Source organism: Paracoccus sp. DMF, assembly GCF_004407025.1.
Classification (GTDB): domain Bacteria; phylum Pseudomonadota; class Alphaproteobacteria; order Rhodobacterales; family Rhodobacteraceae; genus Paracoccus; species Paracoccus aminovorans_B.
Map to the genome: position 1 here is coordinate 1 of NZ_SOKV02000184.1, position 713 is coordinate 713.

1 protein-coding gene is annotated in these 713 nt (G+C 69.3%); it reads left to right on the forward strand.

The window, feature by feature from the left end; translation table 11 throughout:
* Window positions 1–70 precede the first annotated feature (70 nt).
* The coding region (locus E3D03_RS21450; protein ID WP_263568564.1) for a DNA cytosine methyltransferase at window positions 71–713 on the forward strand (643 nt) is incomplete at its 3' end.

Sequence of the window (713 nt, forward strand, 5' to 3'; positions counted from 1 at the left end):
CGCGTCCCTGGATCAGGCTGTTGTCTGGGACGACGTTGCGACCTTCGACGGCCGCCCGTGGCGCGGTGCGGTGGACATCGTCACTGCGGGCTATCCGTGCCAGCCGTTCTCCGTCGCGGGCAAGCGCCGGGGTGTGGACGATCCGCGCCACCTCTGGCCGCATGTCGCCCGGATCATCGGCGAGGTCGAGCCACCCTTCGTCTTCCTCGAGAATGTCGCCCATCATCTCCGGCTCGGCTTCCCCGAAGTCGCCAACGGACTGGTCGGCATGGGCTACAAGCTTGCGGCAGGCCTCTTCACGGCGGCGGAAGTCGGCGCGCCGCACAAGCGCGAGCGGCTGTTCATCCTTGCCATCCGCGAAGGAGACCAGCTGGCCAACCCCGCGCGCCTGCTCTGGGATCCGGTCGAGTGGTGGAAACCGGACGGAACTGCTCCGGCTCTGGCCGACGCCGAGGGCCAGCGCCAACGAGAACCGACAGACGAAGCCGACGCCGTCGCAGGCAGCGGGGCAGCACGGGATGAATCTCGCGACGACGGCCGTGATGTGGCCGACGCCGATGGCCAACGACGGATGCAAGCCGAGCGCGGGCAACCGCCGCTCGGCCGACCTGACCCATTCGGCGGGGATGTGGATGACGCCGACGGCCCGGGATCACAAGGACGGAGCGACGACACTGGCGAACACGCCGGTGAACGGCCTGCTTGGCCGCCAG